At 69.8% G+C, this 21,704-nt stretch carries 20 protein-coding genes and 3 tRNA genes; 15 read left to right on the top strand and 8 right to left on the bottom strand.

The window, feature by feature from the left end; genetic code table 11:
- Positions 1-220: hypothetical protein (locus IE329_RS12540; RefSeq protein ID WP_190210915.1), on the bottom strand; the 220-nt coding region annotated here is incomplete at its 3' end.
- A gap of 473 nt (positions 221-693) precedes the next feature.
- Here IE329_RS12540 and IE329_RS12535 point away from each other — a divergent pair.
- Positions 694-1,482 carry a GntR family transcriptional regulator gene (locus IE329_RS12535; protein WP_190210914.1) on the top strand — a complete coding sequence of 263 codons (789 nt, stop codon included), beginning with the start codon at positions 694-696 and terminating at the stop codon, positions 1,480-1,482.
- Positions 1,483-1,484: 2 nt separating this feature from the next.
- On the top strand, positions 1,485-2,240 hold the full coding sequence (locus tag IE329_RS12530) for a glycosyltransferase family 2 protein (RefSeq protein WP_190210913.1): 756 nt from the start codon (positions 1,485-1,487) through the stop codon (positions 2,238-2,240).
- 68 nt (positions 2,241-2,308) lie between these two features.
- On the opposite strand, the gene IE329_RS12525 is transcribed toward IE329_RS12530, so the two are convergent.
- From IE329_RS12525 to IE329_RS12510, 4 genes are all read right to left on the bottom strand, one after another.
- Positions 2,309-2,863, bottom strand: coding sequence for a hypothetical protein (locus IE329_RS12525; RefSeq protein ID WP_190210912.1), 555 nt, complete (start codon positions 2,861-2,863; stop codon positions 2,309-2,311).
- Positions 2,864-3,080: 217 nt separating this feature from the next.
- Positions 3,081-5,207 (bottom strand): tetratricopeptide repeat protein, encoded by a 2,127-nt coding sequence (locus IE329_RS12520; protein ID WP_190210911.1) that lies wholly within the window; start codon positions 5,205-5,207, stop codon positions 3,081-3,083.
- A 1,026-nt stretch (positions 5,208-6,233) separates the two neighbouring features.
- On the bottom strand, positions 6,234-6,833 hold the full coding sequence (locus tag IE329_RS12515) for a superoxide dismutase (RefSeq protein ID WP_190210910.1): 600 nt from the start codon (positions 6,831-6,833) through the stop codon (positions 6,234-6,236).
- A 369-nt stretch (positions 6,834-7,202) separates the two neighbouring features.
- Positions 7,203-8,468: an amidohydrolase family protein gene (locus tag IE329_RS12510; protein ID WP_190210909.1), complete on the bottom strand. Its 1,266-nt coding sequence runs from the start codon at positions 8,466-8,468 to the stop codon at positions 7,203-7,205.
- A 271-nt stretch (positions 8,469-8,739) separates the two neighbouring features.
- On the opposite strand from IE329_RS12510, the gene IE329_RS12505 reads away from it, so the two are divergent.
- The 5 genes from IE329_RS12505 to IE329_RS12485 all read left to right on the top strand — a co-directional run bounded on the left by IE329_RS12505 (position 8,740) and on the right by IE329_RS12485 (position 10,178).
- Positions 8,740-8,812, top strand: a tRNA-Thr gene (locus tag IE329_RS12505).
- Positions 8,813-8,855: 43 nt separating this feature from the next.
- Positions 8,856-8,928, top strand: a tRNA-Met gene (locus IE329_RS12500).
- A gap of 83 nt (positions 8,929-9,011) precedes the next feature.
- Positions 9,012-9,176 carry a 50S ribosomal protein L33 gene (rpmG, locus tag IE329_RS12495; RefSeq protein ID WP_006604855.1) on the top strand — a complete coding sequence of 55 codons (165 nt, stop codon included), beginning with the start codon at positions 9,012-9,014 and terminating at the stop codon, positions 9,174-9,176.
- Positions 9,177-9,292: 116 nt separating this feature from the next.
- The gene (locus tag IE329_RS12490; RefSeq protein ID WP_073924357.1) at positions 9,293-9,751 is read left to right on the top strand and encodes a MaoC family dehydratase N-terminal domain-containing protein; all 459 of its coding nucleotides are present in this window, start codon (positions 9,293-9,295) and stop codon (positions 9,749-9,751) included.
- 4 nt (positions 9,752-9,755) lie between these two features.
- A complete protein-coding gene (locus IE329_RS12485) occupies positions 9,756-10,178 on the top strand; it encodes a MaoC family dehydratase (RefSeq protein ID WP_073924356.1) in 423 nt (140 codons plus the stop codon).
- Between the two features lie 145 nt (positions 10,179-10,323).
- On the opposite strand, the gene IE329_RS12480 is transcribed toward IE329_RS12485, so the two are convergent.
- Positions 10,324-12,252: a hypothetical protein gene (locus IE329_RS12480; protein WP_190210908.1), complete on the bottom strand. Its 1,929-nt coding sequence runs from the start codon at positions 12,250-12,252 to the stop codon at positions 10,324-10,326.
- 225 nt (positions 12,253-12,477) lie between these two features.
- Between IE329_RS12480 and IE329_RS12475 the strand changes: the two genes are divergently transcribed.
- Entirely contained in the window at positions 12,478-13,518 is a 1,041-nt protein-coding gene (locus tag IE329_RS12475) for a UDP-N-acetylmuramate dehydrogenase (protein WP_190210907.1), read from the top strand.
- A 45-nt stretch (positions 13,519-13,563) separates the two neighbouring features.
- On the opposite strand, the gene IE329_RS12470 is transcribed toward IE329_RS12475, so the two are convergent.
- Positions 13,564-14,592 (bottom strand): adenosine deaminase, encoded by a 1,029-nt coding sequence (locus IE329_RS12470; protein WP_190210906.1) that lies wholly within the window; start codon positions 14,590-14,592, stop codon positions 13,564-13,566.
- A 102-nt stretch (positions 14,593-14,694) separates the two neighbouring features.
- Positions 14,695-15,942, bottom strand: coding sequence for a pyridoxal phosphate-dependent aminotransferase (locus tag IE329_RS12465; protein ID WP_190210905.1), 1,248 nt, complete (start codon positions 15,940-15,942; stop codon positions 14,695-14,697).
- Positions 15,943-16,202: 260 nt separating this feature from the next.
- On the opposite strand from IE329_RS12465, the gene IE329_RS12460 reads away from it, so the two are divergent.
- From IE329_RS12460 to IE329_RS12430, 7 genes are all read left to right on the top strand, one after another.
- A tRNA-Trp gene (locus tag IE329_RS12460) sits at positions 16,203-16,275 on the top strand.
- Between the two features lie 148 nt (positions 16,276-16,423).
- Positions 16,424-16,789 carry a preprotein translocase subunit SecE gene (gene secE / locus IE329_RS12455; protein WP_190210904.1) on the top strand — a complete coding sequence of 122 codons (366 nt, stop codon included), beginning with the start codon at positions 16,424-16,426 and terminating at the stop codon, positions 16,787-16,789.
- Between the two features lie 216 nt (positions 16,790-17,005).
- Positions 17,006-17,929 carry a transcription termination/antitermination protein NusG gene (nusG, locus tag IE329_RS12450; RefSeq protein WP_190210903.1) on the top strand — a complete coding sequence of 308 codons (924 nt, stop codon included), beginning with the start codon at positions 17,006-17,008 and terminating at the stop codon, positions 17,927-17,929.
- A 165-nt stretch (positions 17,930-18,094) separates the two neighbouring features.
- The gene (gene rplK / locus IE329_RS12445) at positions 18,095-18,529 is read left to right on the top strand and encodes a 50S ribosomal protein L11 (protein WP_190210902.1); all 435 of its coding nucleotides are present in this window, start codon (positions 18,095-18,097) and stop codon (positions 18,527-18,529) included.
- A 100-nt stretch (positions 18,530-18,629) separates the two neighbouring features.
- Positions 18,630-19,352, top strand: coding sequence for a 50S ribosomal protein L1 (gene rplA / locus IE329_RS12440; protein ID WP_190210901.1), 723 nt, complete (start codon positions 18,630-18,632; stop codon positions 19,350-19,352).
- Positions 19,353-19,565: 213 nt separating this feature from the next.
- Entirely contained in the window at positions 19,566-20,402 is an 837-nt protein-coding gene (locus tag IE329_RS12435) for an SCO4651 family lipoprotein (protein WP_190210900.1), read from the top strand.
- Between the two features lie 354 nt (positions 20,403-20,756).
- Positions 20,757-21,620, top strand: a complete 864-nt coding sequence (locus tag IE329_RS12430) for an SCO4651 family lipoprotein (protein WP_229927381.1) — start codon at positions 20,757-20,759, stop codon at positions 21,618-21,620.
- The last annotated feature ends 84 nt before the right edge of the window (positions 21,621-21,704 follow it).

Below are 21,704 nucleotides of genomic sequence, written 5' to 3'. Positions count from 1 at the left end.
GCAGCCGGCGGCGGGCCGCCGTGCGCATCAGGGCCTTCGCGTACCTGGCCTCCTCCGGGCCCAGGTCCCGCAGCACCTCGTTCGCGACCGCCAGCCGGGCCCGCCGCGAAAGCGCGGACTCGCCGAACGTCCCGGCGAACAGCTCCACGTCGATGCCGAGCGCCAGCTCGGCGAACTCGGAGGCCGTGGCGGCCTCCTGTCCTGCAACAATCAGTTTCACGGGTCTACCTCTTCCAGGTGTGTGGGCCCGAGGGGCTGCCGCGCGAACCTTGGCCGGGAGCGCGGCAGCCCAACTCAACGAGCCGGATAACAACAGCTGGTCAGCGCATCGAGCGCTGGCCGGCTGCGAGTGGACGGGGAGGGAGTCGCACCCTCACCCCCGCAGGGGCCCGCTAAGGGCCGTCCGCCTTTCGGTCTGCCTCCGCCTCTCCCCAGACACCTCCTTTCGCGGGGCTCTCGGCGGGACCTATTCAGTTCTCAAGGGACGAGCACTTCCTTCGGGGGGCTGTCACCCCACCCCTCCAGGCGCCTCTTTCGCAGGTCCGAGCAACCCAAAGAAGGCCCTCAAGACAAGCTGTCCTCAGCTCCTCTTGAGGAGCTGGTTAAGACTATGAGGCCCCGTCAGTCGTCGCGTCAACACCTCTTGAGGACTTAAGCTGTCGCAGTCACCGAGATAGAGCAGCGAGGTCCGAAATGGCCAAGTACGAGAAGATTGCGGACGACCTTCGTATCCGCATCCGTGCCGGCGAGTGGCTGCCCGGCGGCAAGTTGCCGTCCGAGACGCCTGACCTAACGGGGCACTACAAGACGAGCCTTCCGACCATCCGGCAGGCGCTGGGCGTCCTGGCTGCCGAGGGAGTGGTCGACAAGGTCCACGGACGGGGCAACTTCGTGCGCAAGCCTCGGAAGCTCGTCGTGCGTACCAACCAGCGTCACCAGTGGGAGAAGGACCGGGCCCGCCTCTCCGACACCACCCGTCGGGAGACCGGCGCGACCGAGCACGACACCGGTCTGACGGTCTCGGACCTGGTGTTCAGCGCGGACTTCCAGAAGGTAGAGGCCAACGAGGACCTGGCCCACGTCTTCGGTGTCGCGCCCGGTACGCAGCTGCTCGAACGGATCTACCGCACTCGCTACCAGGAGGAGGACGCCCCGTTCAACCTGTCCCACTCCTACCTCGTCTACGACGTCGTCAAGGCGAACCCTGAGCTACTCGATCCCAGCACCGAGCCGTGGCCGGGCGGTACGCAGAATCAGCTCTTCACGATCGGTATCGAGCTGGACCGCATCGATGAGCACCTCACCGCCCGACCCCCCACCGCTGAAGAGGCGGAGGAGTTGGGCCTTCGGGCCGGCGTTTCGGTGATCGTGCTCCGCAAGGTCAGCATCGATACTGGCGGGCGCGTCGTCGAGGTATCCGACGTCACCCTGCCCGGTGATCGCACCGAGCTGGTGTTCACGACTCCCTTGAACAGGTGGTGAGCATGACCAACATCATTTCCGTCATCACGGCGGTACACGCGCCTGCGGCGGAGTACTTGGCCGACGCCTACAAGTCGCTGCTGGACCAGCAGCTTCCCGAGGGTTGGGACTGGCAGTGGGTCATCCAGGAGGACGGCACTACCGACAAGGTCGTCCCGCATGTTCCCAACGACCCACGCATCAGCTTTGGGCAGGGGCGACCGAGCCGTGCCGCCGTCACCCGCACGCTCGCACTGCCTCGCGCAACGGGTCGGTACGTCAAGGTGCTTGATGCCGATGACATGCTGACCTCGGGCACCCTGGCTCGGGACCTCGCTGTCCTGGAAGAGCACCCCGGCATCTGCTGGACCACCTCGCGCGTGCTGGACTTGCTTCCCGATGGTTCCACCGCCGGCTTCGACCAGGACCCGCCCGAGGGACCCATAGAGCGCGGTGCAGTGCTCGACCACTGGTCGACCCACGACTACCGCGCGCAGGTGCACCCGGCCACGCTGTTCATGCGACGGGATGTCCTGCTCGCCCTAGGTGGATGGATGGCACTGCCTGCGTCCGAGGACACCGGGCTACTGATGGCGCTCGACGCTGTGAGTCGAGGGTGGTTCACCGCCGAGACAGGCCTTCTCTACCGCAAGTGGCCAGGGCAGAGCACGAGCCAAGCTGCACACGTCCAGGCGGGCGAGCGGGCCGCACGCATGGCTGTCGTAGAGGCACGGGCACGGGCTTTGGCTGCGCTTCCTAGCTGGCGCATCAACGACTGAGGCGAGAAACACGACAGCCTCGATGGTGAAGACAGGGATCCTGTTTTCACCATCGAGGCTGTTTTCGTCTACTCGCCGGTTCGGCTGCCAGGTAGAAGCAGGCCGCGGGCCGTGTGCTGTTCCCCTTCGAAGCTGCCGCTCACTCCGAGGTCAGCGCGTGCGAGTTGGTGGAACGTATTGATGCAGCGGAAGGCAGTGGAGTGCAGGCGCCGCCACTCCTCCAAGCTCCCGTCCACAACGCCACGCGCCTGCCAACCGATTGCTGCCGTTGCTTCTTGGACCTTGTGGGCGGCATCGACAACCGCGTCACCCGCTAGAAGCATCACTCGCTCGAAAGCGAGGGCTTGGGCGCCGCTGGCTTGGGTGAGGTCCATGGTCAGGTCGTGCTCACCGCGCGGCATCGAGCGAAGATCCTCGCGCACCTCGTAGAGCAGGACGGAGACGTGGATGGTCCCTCGAACACAGCCGACATACTCGGCGTAGGCATCGAGTTTCTTCTCATCCCAGCGGACTCGAAGCGTCGCCCGTTGCCTGCTCCTCTCCATCAGGTGGTTCGTGACGTACGTCGTCACGGCTCCCAGAAGTACCGCTGCGATCGTCACTACCTGAGTGATGGTATCCACTCGTCCCCGTCTCCCCACCTGGCCCAATGCCGGCCAGAACGGAGAAAGCATAGGAGCAACTCAGGTCATTGGGAGCACTGTTCCACGCCAACCTTCGAGCGACGAGTCACTTGGCGTCGCGAGGTCCTCATGACTATCTGAACAAGTGCACTGAGACCGAGATCGCAAAACAGCTACAACGGGGATTCGGCCTTCAATAATTGCTGCGGGCTTCTATCTAATTGGGCCAATTGCAGATTATTAATACATCGAGGCTTGGAATATCCCCCCCGTAGAGTCGTATCATCCCAAGATTCCATGTCGCAGATTCGTTTCCATGTGCCCGAGAAATTCTGAACCAATGCTTCGCGAGCGAGAGATCACCGCGCCGGATATGGAGAATCCCCAGATGATCTGCGGCATGCACGAGGCCGAGAGTAAAAGACTTTTCATAAAGCCTCTCTGCCTCCTCCTCGCGGCCCATTAGTCCTTCAATGTCTGCCGCATGGCAGGCTCCTAGGCCGTCATCGCCATCTGTCGCCTTCAGGAAGTACTCTAGTGCTTTTTGGAGATCTCCCTCTTTGGTTAGAAGAACTCCAAGATTTGTCTGAGCGTGCGCATGTCCAGCATCTGCAGCCTTTTCGTACCAGGTTTTCGACTCGTCGATCGATCCATGCCGCTCTAGTGCGCGCGCAAGGTTGTATTGCGTATTTGGCATGCTGGATTCAATGGCCGTTCGGCGAAATACCTCGATCGCTGATTCCAGTTGACCTTGGTGGTCGAGGTGAATTCCGAGCGAGGTTCCTGCTCCCACACTCCCCATTGCATGGCCGGTCCTCCAGAACTCCTCCGCCTTGACCATGTCGCCCAGCATTATGTGGATGGTGCCGAGCTTCCACGCACAGTCCTCTTCGCCTAGTTCCAGTCCTTTGCTCAAGCTGATGGTGGCATCGCCGAGGTCTCCACGATCGATCTGGAGCTCACCGAGCATTAGTAGCGCTTGTGGGTTGCCTTCCTCTGCGGCCCTGCGAACCCAATGCTCCTGGGTCGCCGCTTCTTCCAGCTCTGCGTAGTGCAGTGCGAGATGAAAAGCGGCATGGCTGTCGCCGCCGTGTGCGCGTTCTATCCAGAGTCTCTCTGTCAATTCACGGCGCCCATTTTTTGAGGCAGCTTGCGTGATATTAAAGTACTCCCAGTCAACTGCCGCCAGGGAGGCGGCCGTTAGCCAGAAGGAATCTTCTGCGGGAAATCCCTTCTGGTCTCTTGATGCGCTATCAATAAGATAGTCAAATGCCCGCCACCTGTTGTCCTTGCTTGGCATGAGCAAACTTGTCACGCCGTACCGTATCGAAGTGGCCCAATCTACTGCCTCTTCGAAGCTTTCTGGCCTGAGGAGTGGGCCGCCGGCTTTATCCAGATAGAGGTGGTGGAGGGCTTCTAGGTCGGAGAGTTTTATAGGATGGATCAGGCCTGCTCGCGCCAAATCAACGGCAGCAGCTACAAGAGCGTGCCCACGGGGGTTCCCGTGGGCACGCAGAGCCCTTTTCCATTCGCCATAAAGGGGCGGTCCTGCGGCGAGATATTCGGCAATCCCATATGGGCCGTGGTGATCGATTGCCTCTATGATGCGTTGGTCGGCGAACTCCTGTGCGGAGCGAATTTCGCTAGGGCTCCAGACGCGATCCATTTCAATCGTGTCCGCGATGTTCAGGACCTGCATACCAATACGCGCGATGTGTTGGGCCGTCTCGTCGCGCATCATGCCCGCAGCTCGTTCGGCGCGAGGCATGAAGGCTTCGTACCGTTCGGCGCGAAGGGTTGCGGCGATGCATACTCCCGCGTTGATCAGCTGGCCTACAAGAAATGGCTCGACACCATCCGGGCCTAGAAATCGCTCTAGGTCATCCAGCCACAGCACGGATTGCTGTTCGCTCTCATGGGCAAGTTGTGGTATCTGTCGAATTGAGCCTGGATTAGAGGGCGAAATGATCCGCGCATCCGGAAGGCTTTCCAGGATTGCTTCGTAAAGAGATCGAGTCTTGCCGGCCGTCGAGTCGCCAACAATTAGCGTAAAGCCGCCGCTTCTGCTCTGTGAGATGGATTCGCTAATCTGCGAGTCAACATCACGCGCGACATAGGGTGTCAGTCCGATAGTTTTGCCGATCGGACGGCACTTGTGGATCCCGAGAATAATTGGATCCACATCGGCTACGCGGATCCAGTCACTTACTGGCGGAATTGGAACAGAGGCGCCAAAATAGTTATGCTGATGCCCCTGGCCTAGCTGGGCAAGTGCCGAGTTTCCCGATGCGACGGCATCGAGGCTAATATTTCCCTGGCTCGACTTTTCAGTGGAATCGCGCATGGCTGTATCACCCGTTCCTCTGGGTGCCCTTGCCAAGCTGATAAATGCGACTGCTTCCTGAGGAATTCGCGTGCATTGTGATGGATGCCGAAGCTTCGGGGATTGTCTGAGGTGAGAATTCCTGAAGAATCCCCCTCAGTTCGGCTACTGCTTCGGGAGAGGATGCGAGAAGGCGACGTAGCCGTGACTGCCACTCGACCCTGACTTCTTCTAGAACTTCATCCATGGAGTTATCGGATGCTGCCAGGAGTTCGCCCCGCGTCTCCTCCAGATCGGCTTCAATAACCTCGTGGCGATCAGATCCGTCTCTACTCCAGAGGCGAGCTAGGGCCCCTTTAGCGGAATTCCATGAGTCGGTCAATGCAAGCTGCATTATTGTGGCACTGGCTGTGGACGCTAGGGCGGCTACCTCGGGATCCAATGCTTCCTCTATCTCGCAAGGCGTTGTTCCGCAGCCAGCGTAGAGGAGGGCGCTGGTCTCGTGGGATGGTTTGCCAAGACAAGTCGTTCCTGCGTCTGGCTGCCCTTCACAAGGAGTGCCTGGCCTCATCGCTGGCGGGAGCTCGACCCGAGGTGGACATTCAAGGCGGTACCAACTGTCCGGGCTGTCCGGTTGTCCTGGTACCGCAGTTGACCTGCACGGACGGGCCGGCAGGTGCCCGGACAGCCCAATGACTGCCTGTCCGGGCGCCTGCAGGGATATGAGGCTGTAACGCTCCGGCGGCACGGCCTTCCATGAGGCTTCCGAGCGATGCTCAGGGATATCTGTGGGATCGGAGCGAGTCGAGTCGGTTCCTGCCCAGGTCAGCGGTCCTGGCGTGCGTAGTCTGTAAATCTGTCGCGCAAGCTACGCAGGTTCGAACCCTGCACCAGCCACCGGATAACGGAACGGCCCCTGACCTGCGGAAACGCAAGTCAGGGGCCGCTTTCGTATGTCCGGGCGGACCCGCCCGCCGCCCCCGGTGCCGGCCCCCGGCGGCCGTGGGGAGGACGGGGAGCCGAGGGGCGGCCGGGCCGGCGGAGGGGTCAGCCCCGGGCGGCGGCGAAGCGGGCGGAGACGTCGTTCCAGTTGACGACGTCCCACAGCTTGGTGACGTAGTCCGGGCGGACGTTCTTGTACTGCAGGTAGTAGGCGTGCTCCCAGGCGTCGAAGGCCAGCAGCGGGGTGGTGCCCTGGCCGACGTTGCCGTGGTGGTCGTAGACCTGCTCGACGATCAGGCGCTTGCCCAGCGGCTCCCAGGAGAGGATGCCCCAGCCCGAGCCCTGGACGCCGACGGTGGCGGTGGTGAGCTGCTTCTTGAAGGCCTCGAAGCCGCCGAGGTGCTCCTCGATGGCGTCGGCGAGGGCGCCGTCGGGGCGGTCGCCGCCGTCGGGCGAGAGGTTCTCCCAGAAGAGCGAGTGCAGGACGTGGCCCGACAGGTGGAAGGCCAGCGTCTTCTGCAGGCCCACCAGGCCGCCGAACTGGTCCTTCTCGCGGGCCTCGGCGATCTGCTCCAGGGTGTCGTTGGCGCCCTTCACGTAGGCGGCGTGGTGCTTGGAGTGGTGCAGTTCCAGGATCTCGCCCGTCATCGCATGCTCAAGCGCGGAGTAGTCGTAGGCGAGGTCGGGGAGGGTGTACTGGCCCATGGACAGCGGCTCCTAGTCGGTGTGGTGATGGGTGTTCGGACGTGCCTCCACCACACTATTGCGCACTGCTTGCAATTACACACGAATAGCATCAGAGTGATTGGTCAGGGGCGGGCGAGGCCTGTCAGCCTCCCCGCTGCGACAGTCCCGGACGTGCCCTGGTGCGAGCCGGGGGTCCTCCGTACGAGCTGATCGTCTTCCCAACCGGCGCCCGCCGGGACGTCAGGCCCGCCCGCCCCGTACGCCGTCCACGCCCGCGCCGGTGGCTGCTCCGCCCCGAACCGCCGGCCCGCGGCACGCCGACGGCGCCGGCCGCCGGCGGGGAGTCGGGAGCGCTGCCGGGGAGGACGCGGAGCCTGGCCGTCCGGGCTACTCCGGAGCGCTCTGGCGGGGCAGCGCGAGCGCCACCGTGTCGGCGAACTCCCGTACCGCGCTGGTCCGGCTGACGATCCGTCCGGCGTGCACGACCAGGCGGCTGTGACCGCCGGCGAGCGCGCCGGCCAGGCTGTCGCCGCGGATGGCGAGGAGCTCGGCGGGGAAGCCCGCGTCCACCCGGACGGGCGGCAGGCCGAGGGTGATCCTGGCCTGGTTGGCGACGGCGTCGTACGCGGCCTCGACGCTCGCCCCGCCGGCGGCCAGCAGGTAGGCGGCCTCCAGCGGGTCGGCCCGGCCGGCCGGGTTGGCGGTGTCGCGCAGCGAGCCGCTGCCGGCCGCCACCGGCACCCCCGCCCGCGCCAACTCGGCCGCCAGGGCGGGGCGCAGGCCGCCGGGGCGGCCCGGGACCCCGGTGCAGCAGCCGTTCTGCGGCAGGCAGACCACCCGGATGCCGGCGTGCGCCAGGACGCCCGGCCCGTCCGGTCCGAGCGCGCTGCACGGGCCGAGGGTGACGCGCGGGCGCAGCGGGGCGAGCGCCGCGGCGAGCCTGGCCAGGGCGGCCGGTTCGGCGCCCTGGGTGTGCAGGTCGACCGGGCAGTCGGCCTCGCCGGCGGCCTCCAGCAGCACCTGGACGTAGCCGGCCGGGTCCGGGTCCAGGTCGGGGCAGCCGCCGGCGGCCGTGGCGCCGAGCTTGAGGGCGTCGCGCAGCTGGGCCCGGCCGTCCGCGCCGGCGAGGCCGGTGAGCAGCCTGGGCATCGCGACGGCCTGGAGTTCGGCGAGGCCGCGCAGGGACTGCCGGGCGGTGAGCACGGCCTCCAGGCGGCGCAGGCCGTGCACGTCGCCGATCCGGACGTGGGTGCGCTGGGCGGTGGCGCCGTAGCCCAACGAGGTGAGGGCGGCCTCGGTGACCCGGCGGGTCAGGTCGGCCGGGGTCTCCGGGGGCGGGGCGGACAGGGCGGCGGAGAACGCGAGGTCGTAGTGCGCGTGCGCCTCGGCGGGGGCCGGCAGCAGCAGGTAGCCGGCCAGGTCGATCCGGGCGCCGGTGGTGGCGGTGGGGCCGCCGGGCAGGGCGTGCAGGGGGGCGAGGCTGCCGACGGTGCCGACGGCCTGGATCCGGTCGCCGTTGGTCCGGACGTCGACCACCCGGCCGTCCGCGAGGCGGGCTCCGGTGAGGAGCAGGACGGGGCCGTGCCCGAGCGGGTTGGCGGCCGGGCCGTGGCCCTGCTGCGGCCCGTCGGCGGGTGTGCTGTCCGCGGTCATCGGCAGACTCCTTCCCGCGTCCCCCGGGGCCCGCCGACGGGCCGGGAGGGTTTCGTGGCAGCCAAGATCGCTGGGGGTCCGAGCCTAGGGCGCCGACGGGCGGGCCGCAGGGAGGCGGGCAAAAGTCGTATCGGGTCGGGCCGTGGCCTTCGCAGGCCGTCCGGACCGGGGCTCGTCGATCGGTCGGGTGTGCGAGCCGCCCACCTGCGATCTTCCGGTCCGGATACGGATTTCACCTCTGGCCGGGAACCGTGTAATCTCTTCCTCGTTCGCCCCTATAGCTCAGTCGGTAGAGCGTCTCCATGGTAAGGAGAAGGTCTGCGGTTCGATTCCGCATGGGGGCTCTGGTGAACGATTGTCAGCCTCGGCTGTCATGAAGGTCACTGTGGCGGTGTAGCTCAGTTGGTAGAGCAAGCGGCTCATAATCGCTGTGTCACCGGTTCAAGTCCGGTCACCGCTACCCCGCGTAGTCGGTCGGGAGATCGAACTCCCGGTCGGCTACTCTTGTTGTGTTCTCACCCATTGTCCAAGGAAGGCACTCCCGTGGCTGCCACCGATGTCCGCCCGAAGATCACGCTGGCCTGCGTGGAGTGCAAGGAGCGGAACTACATCACCAAGAAGAACCGGCGTAACGACCCGGACCGTCTTGAGATGAAGAAGCACTGCCCCCGCTGCAACTCGCACACCGCTCACCGCGAGACCCGCTGACCCCGTAAGGTGTCGCCGGGCCTGTGTGACTCAGGTCTCTGACTCCGGGCCGCATCCCTTCCCAGGGGTGCGGCCCGGAGTTTTTTCGTATCGACCCGACCCCGGAGGAGTTGCCCATGCCGCTCGACCCCGCCTTCATCGGGCGGACCTACCCGCCCACCGAGCCCTACGAGGTCGGCCGCGAGAAGATCCGCGAGTTCGCCGCCGCCGTCGGCGACGACAACCCGGCGTACTCGGACCCGGAGGCCGCCAAGGCGCTGGGCCACCCGGACGTGATCGCCCCGCCGACCTTCCCCTTCGTCATCACCTACCGGGCCGCCGCCCAGGTGGTCGAGGACCCGGAGCTCGGCCTGGACTTCACCCGGGTGGTGCACGGCGACCAGAAGTTCGCCTACACCCGCCCGGTGCGGGCCGGCGACCGGCTCTCGGTCGTGGTGACCATCGACGCCATCAAGTCGCTGGCCGGCAACGACGTGCTGACGGTGCGCGGCGAGGTGTCCGACGGCAGCGGTGAGCACGTGGTCACGTCATTGATGACCCTGGTGGCCCGGGCCGCCGACGAGGCGGGGGAGTAGCACGATGGCGATCAGTTTCGACGAGGTCGAGGTCGGCACCGAGCTGCCCGGCCGTTCCTTCCCGGTGACCCGCGACACGCTGGTGCGGTACGCGGGCGCGTCGGGGGACTTCAACCCGATCCACTGGAACGAGAAGTTCGCGCTGGAGGTCGGGCTGCCCGACGTCATCGCGCACGGCATGTTCACCATGGCCGAGGCCGTCCGGGTGGTCACTGACTGGCTGGGCGACCCCGGCGCGGTGGTCGAGTACGGCGTGCGGTTCACCCGTCCGGTCCCGGTGCCCAACGACGGCACCGGCGCGGTGATCGACGTCACGGCGAAGGTCGCGGCCCTGCTGGAGGACCGCAAGGTCCGGGTCGACCTGGTGGCGACCTCCGGCGGCCAGAAGGTGCTGGGCATGTCCCGCGCGGTCGTGCAGCTGGCCTGACGGGTCCGCAGACAAAGGCCGGGCCCGGGCGGACGCCCCGGGCCCGGCCTTTGCGCTGAGCGGTGCTGAGCGGTGCTGAGCGGTGCTGAGCGGTGCTGAGCGGTGCTTGCCCTGCTTGCTGAGGTGGGGTGGTGCTGAGCGGTGGTCAGCCGGCCGGGGGCGCGGTGCTGCCGATGGTGCGGACGGTGTCCTCGAAGGCGAAGCCGGGCGCGGCCGGGCTGCCGGTCCGGTGCCCGGCGCGGACCTGGACCTCACCGGTACCGGTGACGCCCCACAGGGCGGGGCTGCCGTTCCCGGTGAGGTCGCCCTCGGAGCCGATCAGCGACCACTGCGAGACCGGGACGTTGCCGATCACGGTGTCACCGGCGATGGCGGTGAGGGCCGTGACCTCGGTCGGGTCGCCGAACGGGTCGGCCGACTCGATGGTGCCCACGGTGAAGGTGAGGGCGTGCACGTCCCCGGTCAGGCGGTCGCGCGTCCACAGCCCGGGACGGCCCTGCCCGGCCCAGTCGCCCGGGGTGATCAGCTCGGTGTCCCTCCAGCCGGTGGCGGCGAGCCGCACCGGCCGGTCGAAGCCGTTGTAGCCCCCGGCGGGGTAGAACCAGAGGGCCGCGTCGGTGCCGTCGGCGTTCGCCTCGACGGTCAGCAGGCCCGGCCGGTTCAGGTTCTGCGCGCTCTGCGTGTAGTCGGGCAGGGTGATCCCGCCCGTGGCGGCGATCCGCAGGGTGCGGCTGAAGTCCGTGAGGTAGTCCGCGCACCGGTCGGGGTCGCTCGCGGGCGCCACGCACTCCGGCTTGTCGACCGTCGTCGCCAAGCCCCGGTTGTACGTTCCCGGCTCGCTGTAGCTGGTCATGTAGAGGCTCAGGAAGCCGGAGCCGTCCCGGTGGGCGAAGACGTTGTCGGCGGGAGGCCCGTTGTTGCTTGAGCGGTGCGTCACCTGCACGCCGCCCCAGGAACCGCCGGGGCCCTGGCCGGCCGGTGAGGCGAGCTTGCCGGTCGGGCCGACCGCGCTGTACGTCCGCAGGTTGCCCGCCGTGTCCGCGGTGAGCACGTCGGGGACGCCGTCGCCCGTCACGTCGCCGTACACCCAGCTGGGCGCCGGGCGGTCCGGGACGTAGTAGCTGTAGGCGGCGGGCTGCGAGTGGTTGCCCGCGTTGTCGGCCACCTGGATGTAGGTGGTGTTGGTCCCCCAGTGCGCCGGTGTGACGGTGAGCGCGCCGGCGGGCAGCTCGCTCCCGCACTTCCACGAGGCGTCGGCGAACTGGGGGTCGAAGCCCCAGCGGACGCAGGCCACGCCGGAGGCTCCCAGGGCGGACGGGTCCGCGTCGGCCGCCGTGAACGGGAGGCTGCCGCTCTGGCCCAGGTGCAGCCCGGTGCTCTGGCCGTTGCCGGAGGGCGGGAACTGGTGCGCCGGGTCGGTCACCTCGGCCGGGAGGGTGACGGTGGGCGGGGTCAGGTCCACCCGGAAGTGGCAGGACGGGGAGGCGGCCGACTGGTGGGCCGCGCCGGTGAGGCCGGTGGCGCGGGCGGTCCAGCCGTAGGCGTGCCCGTCCTTGACCAGCCCGGACGGCACGGTGAAGGAGGCGACGGACCCGCTCGCGGTGGTGTCGGAGTGGCCGGTGGCCACCACCGGGCTGCCCGGGAGGCTGTAGTCCGTCAGCCGGTTCGCGGAACGCAGGGGCGTGCCGGCCGGGTCGGTCACCGTGGCGTTGAGGGTGACCGCGCCCGGGGCGTCCGATCCCGCGCCGATCCAGCCCCAGGCCGCCGGGTCGGGCAGGCCGCAGGACTCCAGGTCCGCGGCCGCCGGGCTGAGCGTGTGGGGATGGACCGGTCCGAGGTGCGGATCGGAGACGGTGGCGCGGTGCGGGTCGCCCTCGGCCTCCGCTCCGGCCGCCCCGGCGGCGTCGGACGCGGCGTCGGCGGCGGCGACCGCGGCGGTGCCCGGGCCGGCGGCCGCGGTGGTGCCCGGGCCGGCGGCGAGGGCGGTCGGGGCGGCGAGCGCCGAGACGACGAGGAACGCCGCCGCCGTGGCGGCGGCGCGGGCTGTGCGGTGCTCGTACGGACGGTTGGGCAAGGTGCTCCCCCCTGGGGTGTCCCCGGCGTGGGCCGCACGGAGATCACCAGCAAGTTGGCAGGCGTACGAAGCCCCGGCAAGCGGGTTTCCGGGCGGCCGCCCCCCGGATCCGGGAGCTACCGGCTCAATTGGGTGATGTGATCCGCGTCACCCGGAGCCCCGGGGGCGTGCCCCGGGCGGGCGCCGCCGGAGCGGACGGCCGGGCGCCGCCCGTACGCTGGTGGCGTGCTGGTACAACACGACGCCCCCCTCGCCCCGCTGACCACCCTCCGGCTCGGCGGCCCCGCCCGGCGGCTGCTCACCGCGACCACCGACGCCGAGGTGGTGTCCGCCGTCCGCGAGGCCGACGCCGCCGGGGAACCGCTGCTGGTCATCGGCGGCGGCAGCAACCTGGTGATCGGTGACGCCGGCTTCGACGGGACGGTGTTGCGGATCGCCACCACCGGCTTCGAGCTGGACGGCACGGCGCTGGAGCTGGCGGCCGGAGAGGTCTGGGCCGACGCGGTGGCCAGGACGGTGGACAAGGGCCTGGCCGGGATCGAGTTCCTGGCCGGCATCCCCGGTTCGGCCGGCGCCACGCCCGTGCAGAACGTCGGCGCGTACGGCCAGGAGGTGTCCACCGGCATCACCGAGGTGGTCGCCTACGACCGCCGGGCCGGCGAGAGCGTCACGCTGACCGGCGAGGAGTGCGGCTTCTCCTACCGGCACAGCCGCTTCAAGGCGGACCCGGAGCGCTACGTGGTGCTGCGGGTGCGCTTCGAGCTGGAGGACAACGGCGGGCTCTCCACCCCGGTGAGGTACGCGGAGACGGCCAGGCACCTGGGGGTGGAGGTCGGCGAGCGGGTGGACCTGGCCGCCGCCCGGGACGCGGTGCTGCGGCTGCGGGCCGGCAAGGGCATGGTGCTGGACGCGGCCGACCACGACACCTGGTCGGCGGGCTCCTTCTTCACCAACCCGATCCTGACGGCGGGCCAGTACGCCGAGTTCCGGGCCAGGCTGGACGGTCGCACCGCCCCCGCCTACCCGGCGCCGGACGGGTGCACCAAGACCTCCGCCGCCTGGCTGATCGACCAGGCCGGCTTCGGCAAGGGCTACGGCGCCGGCCCGGCCACCCTCTCCACCAAGCACACCCTGGCGCTCACCAACCGGGGCGCCGCCACCGCGGGCGACCTGCTCGCGCTGGCCCGGGAGATCCGGGACGGCGTGCGGGCGGCCTTCGGGGTGGAGCTGGTCAACGAGCCGGTGATGGTGGGCGTCGCACTGTAGGCCCTCGGGCTGGCGGCCGGGTGGCCGGGCGGGACGACGGGAGGCTCAGCCGGCCAGCCAGGTGTCGATGTCGGCGAGCAGTTCCTTGCGGACGTCCTCCGGCGCGCGCGAGCCCCGGACGGACTGCCGGGCCAGCTCGGCCAGCTCGGCGTCGTTGAAGCCCAGCACGTCCCGGGCCAGCCCGTACTGGGCGGCCAGCCGCGAGCCGAACAGCAGCGGGTCGTCGGCGCCGAGCGCCAGCGGCACCCCCGCGTCGAAGAGCCGTCGCAGCGGGACGTCCTCGGGGCGCTCGTAGACGCCGAGCGAGACGTTGGACGAGGGGCAGACCTCGCAGGTGATCTGCCGGTCGGCCAGGCGCTGCATCAGCCGCAGGTCCTCCGCGGCCCGGACGCCGTGGCCGATCCGGCCGGCCCCCAGGTCGTCCAGGCAGTCCCGGACGGACTCCGGGCCGGCCAGTTCACCGCCGTGCGGGGCGGCCAGCAGGCCGCCGTTCCTGGCGATCGCGAAGGCCCGGTCGAAGTCGCGGGCGAGGCCGCGGCGTTCGTCGTTGGAGAGGCCGAAGCCGACCACGCCCCGGTCGGCGTACCGGACGGCGAGCCGGGCCAGGGTCCGGGCGTCCATCGGCGACTTCATCCGGTTGGCCGCCACCAGCACCCGGATGCCCACCCCGGTGACCTCGGAGGCGTGCCGGACGGCGTCCAGGATCAGCTCCAGGGCCGGGATCAGCCCGCCGAGCAGCGGGGCGTACGAGGTCGGGTCGACCTGGATCTCCAGCCAGCGGGAGCCGTCGCGCCGCTCGTCCTCGGCGGTCTCCAGCACCAGGCGCCGGATGTCCTCCTCGTCCCGCAGGACGGAGCGGGCGGTGTCGTACAGCCGCTGGAAGCGGAACCAGCCGCGCTCGTCGGTGGCGCGCAGTTGCGGCGGCTCGCCCGAGCTGAGGGCCTCGGGCAGGCGCATCCGGTGCTTGGCGGCGAGTTCCAGCAGCGTGGCCGGGCGCATCGAACCGGTGAAGTGCAGGTGGAGATGGGCCTTCGGCAGGTCCCTCACGTCGCGGGGTACAGGCAGGCGTTCCATTCACCGATACTGCCGTATCCGGGCCGCGCACGGGAACCGCCCCCGTCACATCCCTCGAAGGGGTGACGGGGGCGGTTCCGGTTCGACGGATCCGGCGACGGGTCAGTCGCGGGCCTCGCCGAGCAGCTTCTGCAGGCGGCCGACGCCCTCGGCCAGGTCGGCGTCGCCGAGCGCGTAGGACAGGCGCAGGTAGCCCGGGGTCCCGAAGGCCTCGCCGGGGACGACCGCGACCTCGGCCTCGTCCAGGATCAGGCTCGCCAGCTCGGCGGAGGTCTGCGGGCGCTTGCCGCGGATCTCCTTGCCGAGCAGGCCCTTCACCGACGGGTAGGCGTAGAAGGCGCCCTCGGGCTCGGGGCAGACCACGCCGTCGATCTCGTTGAGCAGGCGGACGATGGTCTGCCGGCGGCGGTCGAAGGCGGTCCGCATCTCGTGCACGGCGGAGAGGTCGCCGGAGACGGCGGCGACGGCGGCGCGCTGGGCCACGTTGGAGACGTTCGAGGTGGCGTGCGACTGGAGGTTGGTCGCGGCCTTGATGACGTCCTTGGGGCCGATCACCCAGCCGACCCGCCAGCCGGTCATGGCGTAGGTCTTGGCCACGCCGTTGACCACGATGGTCTTGTCCGCGAGCTCGGGCAGCAGGGCCGGCAGCGAGACGAACTCGGCGTCGCCGTAGACCAGGTGCTCGTAGATCTCGTCGGTGAGCACCCAGAGGCCGTGCTCCAGGGCCCAGCGGCCGACCGCCTCGACCTCGTCACGGGTGTACACCGCGCCGGTCGGGTTGGACGGCGAGACGAACAGCAGGACCTTGGTGTTCTCGGTGCGCGCGGCCTCCAGCTGCTCGACCGAGACCTTGTAGCCGGTGGTCTCGTCGGCCACCACCTCGACCGGGACGCCGCCCGCGAGCTGGATCGACTCGGGGTAGGTGGTCCAGTACGGGGCCGGGACGATGACCTCGTCACCCGGGTCCAGGATCGCGGCGAAGGCCTCGTAGATGGCCTGCTTGCCGCCGTTGGTGACCAGCACCTGCGAGGCGTCCACCTCGTAGCCGGAGTCGCGCAGCGTCTTGGCGGCGATGGCGGCCTTGAGCTCGGGCAGGCCGCCGGCGGGGGTGTAGCGGTGGTTCTTCGGGTCGCGGCAGGCCTCGACGGCCGTCTCGACGATGTAGTCCGGGGTGGGGAAGTCCGGCTCGCCGGCGCCGAAGCCGATGACCGGCCGGCCGGCCGCCTTGAGGGCCTTGGCCTTGGCGTCCACGGCGAGGGTGGCGGACTCGGCGATCGCGCCGATCCGGGCGGACACCCGGCGGTCGGCGGGACGGACGGAACTGTCGGGCTGCGGGGTGGAAGCGCTCATGCCTGCATCGTCGCAGAACCGGGACGGACCGGGCATGGCGGTTTCACCATCCGTACGCGCGCGGTCCAGCATGTGTCGGCTCCGCGGGGGGCCGGATCGGTGACGGTCCGGTGGCTCCCGGGTGAGAGGTTCGACCAATCGCCCCGGAACACGTACACTCACTGCTCGATGGCTCCCGAAGTGCAGCATCCACCGCCTGTGCATACAGCGGCCCCGGATGCGGTAGGTTGGGGGACACTGCAGGCGCCGCGAGGCGTCGTAGGGCAATAGCTCAATTGGTAGAGCACCGGTCTCCAAAACCGGCGGTTGGGGGTTCAAGTCCCTCTTGCCCTGCTGCTTGATCCGTACCGAGCCCGTTCGCTCTTGCAGAGCGAGCGGGCTTGATGCGGAGAGGGCCTCATACAGCACTGCTTTCGCCGGATCGCTCGTGCTCCAAAGGCACAGGCGACGCTCGGCAGGACCCGGATTCAGGTGAGGACGAGTGACGGAGACCACGGGCTCCACCGCAACGCCTGAGAGCGGCAACCCCGAGGGTGCCGAAGGCGCTGACGGGACCACGCCTGTCGACGGCGAGGACAAGGCTCTCTCGCGCCGCGACCGCAAGCGTGCCAAGCGCTCGGGCGACGGTGAGAAGAAGTCCGGCAAGCGCGCCAAGAAGGGCGTGTTCGCCCGGCTGGCGCTCTTCTACCGGCAGATCATCGCGGAGCTGCGCAAGGTCGTCTGGCCCAGCCGGAGCGACCTCATCAACTACACCACCGTCGTGGTCGTCTTCGTCGTCGTGATCATGGGCCTGGTGGCCTCCCTCGACTTCGGCTTCGCCAAGCTCAGCCTGTGGATCTTCGGCTGACCGAGCTGACCTCAGCACCTCGAACACACACTCCGACCCGGGCCGATCCGTTGGCCCGGGTCGAGCTGTCGGCGGCGATCGTACGAGCCCGCTACCGTTGACTCGGTACTGTTGAAGTCTCTGAGTCGTTTTTCCTGGGCGCCCGCGAGAGCAGCGCGGCGCCGGAGCGGCCCGGAGCGCGCCATCTTCACCATCTCCAGGAAAGAAGCAGCCACCGTGTCTGAGTCCCCCCTGTACGACGCCGACGAGACCGTCCGCGAGGCGGATGTCGCCGCCGAGCTGGACGCGGCTGCGCTGGCTGACAGTGCCGCCGACTCCGAGTCCGCCGAGCAGATCGTGGACGCCGTGGACAGTGACGAGGACGAGGCCGAGGCGTTCGACCAGGCCGAGGCCGATGAGCCCGCCGAGGTCGCCGCGCTGCACGAGGAGTCCGACGAGGCCGAGGACGAGGACGTCTCCGAGGAGGCCGTCGCCGAGGACGAGGACACCGACGAGTCCGAGGAGGCCGAGGAGGCCGCCGAGGAGGAGGTCGAGGTCGACCCGGTCGCCGAGTTCCGCGAGAAGCTGCGCACCGCCCCCGGCGAGTGGTACGTGATCCACACCTACGCGGGTTACGAGAACCGCGTGAAGCAGAACCTGGAGCAGCGCTCCGTCTCCCTGAACGTCGAGGACTACATCTTCCAGTCCGAGGTGCCGCAGGAGGAGGTCGTCCAGATCAAGAACGGCGACCGCAAGACGATCCGCCAGAACAAGCTCCCCGGCTACGTCCTGGTCCGGATGGACCTCACCCCGGAGTCCTGGGGCGTCGTGCGCAACACCCCCGGTGTCACCGGCTTCGTCGGCAACGCCTACGACCCGTACCCGCTGACGCTGGACGAGGTCGTCAAGATGCTCGCCCCCGACGTGGAGCGCCAGGCGGCCAAGGAGGCCGGCCGGCCGGTTCCCGGCAAGCCGGTCGAGGTCCAGGTGCTCGACTTCGAGGTCGGCGACTCGGTCACCGTCACCGACGGTCCGTTCGCGACCCTGCAGGCGACCATCAACGAGATCAACCCGGACTCGAAGAAGGTCAAGGGCCTGGTCGAGATCTTCGGCCGCGAGACCCCGGTCGAGCTGTCGTTCGACCAGATCCAGAAGAACTGACCCACGGCTTCGGTGCAGGGGGCGGGGCTTCGGCCCCGCCCCCTTTATCGTTTTGGTCCAGCGACGCATCCGCGTTAGCCTGGTCCGATGTGTGTGGTGCCCTCCGGGTGTCGCCCCGGTTCCCGCACACACCGACCATCCCCTCTCAGAAGGACCCGGAGAGACATGCCTCCCAAGAAGAAGAAGATCACGGGGCTCATCAAGCTCCAGATCAAGGCCGGCGCGGCCAACCCGGCTCCGCCGGTCGGCCCCGCGCTGGGCCAGCACGGCGTGAACATCATGGAGTTCTGCAAGGCCTACAACGCCGCGACCGAGTCGCAGCGCGGCATGATCGTGCCGGTGGAGATCACGGTCTACGACGACCGCTCCTTCACCTTCATCACGAAGACGCCGCCGGCCGCGCGCCTCATCCTGAAGGCCGCCGGCATCGAGAAGGGCTCGGCCGAGCCGCACAAGACCAAGGTCGCCAAGCTCACCAGCGCCCAGGTCCGCGAGATCGCCACCGTGAAGCTCCCCGACCTGAACGCCAACGACCTGGACGCCGCCGCGAAGATCATCGCCGGCACCGCCCGGTCGATGGGCGTCACGGTCGAGGGCTGATCCAGCCCCTCTCCGGCCGGCGCGGACGCACCGGCCGTCCCTGTGGCAGGGCCTGCGCGGCCCGACAAACCACAACTCCGCTATCTATTCAGGAGCAGCAGTGAAGCGCAGCAAGGCTCTGACGGCCGCGGCCGCCAAGGTTGACCGCGACCGCCTCTACGCCCCCCTTGAGGCCATCCGCCTCGCCCGGGAGACGTCCACCACCAAGTTCGACGCGACCGTCGAGGTTGCCATGCGCCTGGGTGTCGACCCGCGCAAGGCCGACCAGATGGTCCGCAGCACCGTGATCCTCCCGCACGGCACCGGTAAGACCGCTCGGGTCCTGGTCTTCGCGACCGGCGAGCGTGCCGAGGCCGCGCGTGCTGCGGGCGCCGACATCGTGGGCTCCGACGAGCTCATCGACGAGGTCGCCAAGGGCAAGCTGGACTTCGACGCCGTCGTCGCCACCCCGGACCTCATGGGCAAGGTCGGCCGCCTCGGCCGCGTGCTCGGCCCGCGTGGTCTGATGCCGAACCCGAAGACCGGCACCGTCACCCCCGATGTCGCCAAGGCTGTCAACGACATCAAGGGCGGCAAGATCGAGTTCCGCGTCGACAAGCACTCGAACCTGCACTTCATCATCGGTAAGGCCTCCTTCACCGACGAGCAGCTGGTCGAGAACTACGGCGCCGCGCTGGACGAGGTCCTCCGGGCCAAGCCGTCCGCCGCCAAGGGCCGCTACATCAAGAAGACCTCGGTCACCACCACCATGGGCCCCGGCATCCAGGTGGACCCGAACCGCACCCGCAACCTCCTGGTCGAGGAGGACCCGGCCGCCGTCTGAGCCCCCGTGCTCGGACCAGCAGCCGCGTCCTGGGTGTGACCCAGACCGTACGACGGGCCCGTACCCCCTTCACCGGGGGTGCGGGCCCGTCGTCGTTCCCGCCCGCGGCGGCGGGCGATGTTCCCGGATCGAGACGCCCCCGGCGGCCGGCGGCGCCGCGGGCCGGATTACGCTCGGCTGGCCCGTGCCCGCGTCCGTCCCCCGGGGAGTGCTGTGCCGTCCGATCGAATAGTGGCCCTGGGGGTGGTGGCCACGCTGGTGGTCTTCGGCGCGGCGGTGGCCACCCTGGACGTCCGGGCCGACCCGGGCCCGCAGGCCCGCCCCGGAGCGGCGGGCCCGGCCGCCACCGCCTCCCGCCCGGCCCGGCAGGTGCTGCTCGCCGCCGCCCAGGGCCTGGACGACGTCGGCAGCGCCCGGCTGCGCTTCGACCGGGAGGGGCCGGCCGGGCGGGGCAGCGCGGAGGGCACCCTCTCCTGGGGCGCGGCGGACGCGGCCGACCTGCGGGTCACCGACGCCTCCGGACCGAGCCTGCTGCGCATGGTGGACGGGGTCTGCTACCTCGGGCGCGACGGCGCGGCGGGCCGGCGGCAGGCCGACCGCGCCGAGGTGGAGTCCTTGGACCCGGGCGGCGCCGGGGCCGGCGGCTACGCGGGCGGCTGGCTGACCGCGCTGGTCTCCAACCCCGGGGGACGGCTGCACCTGGTGGCGCTGGCCGGCCGGCTCAGCGAGGTGGGGCCGGCCACCGAGGGCGGGGTGGTGGCCACCCACTACCGGGGCAGCGCCACGGTGGCCGCCCTCTTCGGCGCCGACCAGAACCTGACTCCGGAACGGCGCGCGGTCGTCCTCGCGTACTACCAGCAGCAGGGCGTGGAGAGCCTCGACTATGACATCTGGATCGGCGAGGGGGACCAGCTGCTGCGGCTGCGCGAGAGCGCCTCGGGCCGGGCGGGCACGGAGGTGACCAGCACGGTGGTCTCCGAGCCGGGGGTGGCCTTCGAAGTCCGGGCACCGGGGCCGGCCGGGCCCGCCGGGCCGTCCTCCGCGGGCTGAACCGGCCGCCCGCCGTCCGCGGCGGCCGGCAGGGGGCAGGGCGCCGCCGGGCGGCCGGGGGCGGCGTGACATGGTGGGTGGGCAGGGGGAGAGCGGTTCGGGCCCGCAGGGTCCGGCGGCGCCGCGGTGGACGGCCCGGCCGGGGAACCGGCGGTACGGGGAGTCGCGCCGCCGCGGAGCACCGGAGAGTACGGGGACCCGGGCCGCCACGGGGACGAACACGGCCGGCCCGGCCGGCTGCGGCCCCCGTGCGCGGGCCCGACGGCCGGTGCACGCTGGACGAGCTGGACGGGGGCCCGCCAGGGCGGCCCCGGGGCGCCCGGAGGACGGGTGACGGACCGACGGGAGACGGCTATGGCGGCGCGGCGGCGGATGACGGCCGGAGTGGCCGCGGTGCTGCTCGCGGGCCTGCTGGCCGGGTGCGGCGGCGGGCCCGCCCAGCCGCCCGACCCCTCCGCCTCGGGCACGCCGAGCAGTGCGAGCCCGTCGCCGAGCGACGCCGACAAGCCCACCGACCGCTCGCCGCACGGGGTGCTGCTGTCCGCGCAGCTGGCCATGCAGACCGCCCGCCGGGCCAAGATCACCTATCGGCTGGGCGCCGACAGCGCCGCCGGCCTGCTGTTCTGGCAGCCGAAGACCGCCCTGCAGATCAAGCGCGGCACGCCCGGCACCGCCGAGCAGCTGATCGTCATGGACACCACGGCCTACCAGGGCGGGGACGACGCCACGGCGGCCCGGCTCGGCGGCCGGCACTGGGAGAAGTTCGGCGGTGCGACCGGCGCGGACGGCCACAAGGAGGTCCCGTACGCGGGCCTGGTGGACGAGCTGAACCCGGTGGTGGCGCTCACCGCCGCGGTGGCGGCGGCCGATCCGGTGCTGCTCGGCGAGGAGAAGATCGACGACAACACGCTCCAGCACTACCAGGTCAGCACCACCGCGGAGCGCTACGCGGCGGCGCAGACCCAGCTGAGCGAGTCCCGCCGGGCCGGCCTGCGGACGGCGCTCGCCCCGGGCGGCGCCACCGTGCTCACCCTCGACCTGTGGCTGAACGACAAGGACCAGCTCGTCCAGCTCCGCCGGACCGGGACCGGTCCCGAGGGCGGCGCCGACGACCTGGTGCAGTACTCCGACTTCGGCGGGGCCCTGTCGGTGCAGGCGCCGGCCGAGGCGGACACCTCCGACACGGGCACCCGCAGCACCTCGCCGCTCGCCCGCTGACGGGCCCGCCGACCGGGCGGTGCGGCCGACCGGGCGGGGCCGGGCAGGGGGGCGCGTCCGGGCCGGGGTGGCTGGGTCCGGGCC

Origin of the sequence: Kitasatospora indigofera, from assembly GCF_014655955.1 — a bacterium.
Classification (GTDB): domain Bacteria; phylum Actinomycetota; class Actinomycetes; order Streptomycetales; family Streptomycetaceae; genus Kitasatospora; species Kitasatospora indigofera.
The sequence above is the reverse complement of the archived record's forward strand: the minus strand, read 5'-3'. Positions and strand labels throughout refer to the sequence as shown.

Excerpts from the sequence above, each read along its gene's own strand:
- IE329_RS12515 (WP_190210910.1), bottom strand. The coding sequence starts at position 6,833 with ATGGGCCAGTACACCCTCCCCGACCTCGCCTACGACTACTCCGCGCTT.
- IE329_RS12430 (WP_229927381.1), top strand. The coding sequence starts at position 20,757 with ATGGCGGCGCGGCGGCGGATGACGGCCGGAGTGGCCGCGGTGCTGCTC.
- IE329_RS12490 (WP_073924357.1), top strand. The coding sequence starts at position 9,293 with ATGCCGCTCGACCCCGCCTTCATCGGGCGGACCTACCCGCCCACCGAG.
- IE329_RS12535 (WP_190210914.1), top strand. The coding sequence starts at position 694 with ATGGCCAAGTACGAGAAGATTGCGGACGACCTTCGTATCCGCATCCGT.
- IE329_RS12510 (WP_190210909.1), bottom strand. The coding sequence starts at position 8,468 with ATGACCGCGGACAGCACACCCGCCGACGGGCCGCAGCAGGGCCACGGC.
- IE329_RS12485 (WP_073924356.1), top strand. The coding sequence starts at position 9,756 with ATGGCGATCAGTTTCGACGAGGTCGAGGTCGGCACCGAGCTGCCCGGC.
- IE329_RS12530 (WP_190210913.1), top strand. The coding sequence starts at position 1,485 with ATGACCAACATCATTTCCGTCATCACGGCGGTACACGCGCCTGCGGCG.
- IE329_RS12465 (WP_190210905.1), bottom strand. The coding sequence starts at position 15,942 with ATGAGCGCTTCCACCCCGCAGCCCGACAGTTCCGTCCGTCCCGCCGAC.
- IE329_RS12520 (WP_190210911.1), bottom strand. The coding sequence starts at position 5,207 with ATGCGCGATTCCACTGAAAAGTCGAGCCAGGGAAATATTAGCCTCGAT.
- rplK (WP_190210902.1), top strand. The coding sequence starts at position 18,095 with ATGCCTCCCAAGAAGAAGAAGATCACGGGGCTCATCAAGCTCCAGATC.
- IE329_RS12470 (WP_190210906.1), bottom strand. The coding sequence starts at position 14,592 with ATGGAACGCCTGCCTGTACCCCGCGACGTGAGGGACCTGCCGAAGGCC.